Source organism: Ochrobactrum sp. SFR4, from assembly GCF_019730395.1.
Classification (GTDB): domain Bacteria; phylum Pseudomonadota; class Alphaproteobacteria; order Rhizobiales; family Rhizobiaceae; genus Pseudochrobactrum.
Genome location: NZ_JAAPBB010000297.1, coordinates 1 through 394, shown reverse-complemented (window position 1 = coordinate 394; position 394 = coordinate 1). Strand labels below are relative to the sequence as shown.

The 394-nt window shown below is 51.8% G+C and carries 1 protein-coding gene; it reads left to right on the top strand.

Annotated features, from left to right (window positions below; all coding sequences use genetic code 11):
* Nucleotides 1–60: 60 nt before the first annotated feature.
* Nucleotides 61–394: cytosine permease (locus HBA93_RS19070; RefSeq protein WP_221724349.1), on the top strand; the 334-nt coding region annotated here is incomplete at its 3' end.

Below are 394 nucleotides of genomic sequence, written 5' to 3'. Positions count from 1 at the left end.
AGCATAACGCATCAGAAAAATAACTTGCGAATGTCGCCCGCAGAAAAAAGGGAGAATAAAATGTCAATTGCACTGGATAATCCCGCAGCACGCCCGGTGAGTGAGGCGTTGATTGAGGAGGCGATCCTGCCCACCAGCCTCAATCAACGTCCGATCTCGGCCTATAGCTATGCGTGGATCTGGATCGGCATTGCCGTGATCATTGCCACCTATTCACTCGGTGCATCCGGCGTGGAAAATGGCGTATCACTGGGCACTGTCATTATCACGATCTTTCTGGCCAATCTGTTTATCGGCCTGTTCATGCTGCTCACTGCCGATATCGGCACAGAACACGGCCTGACCTTTGCGGTCTATTTGCGTGCGCCTTTCGGGATATATGGCACGCATTTAC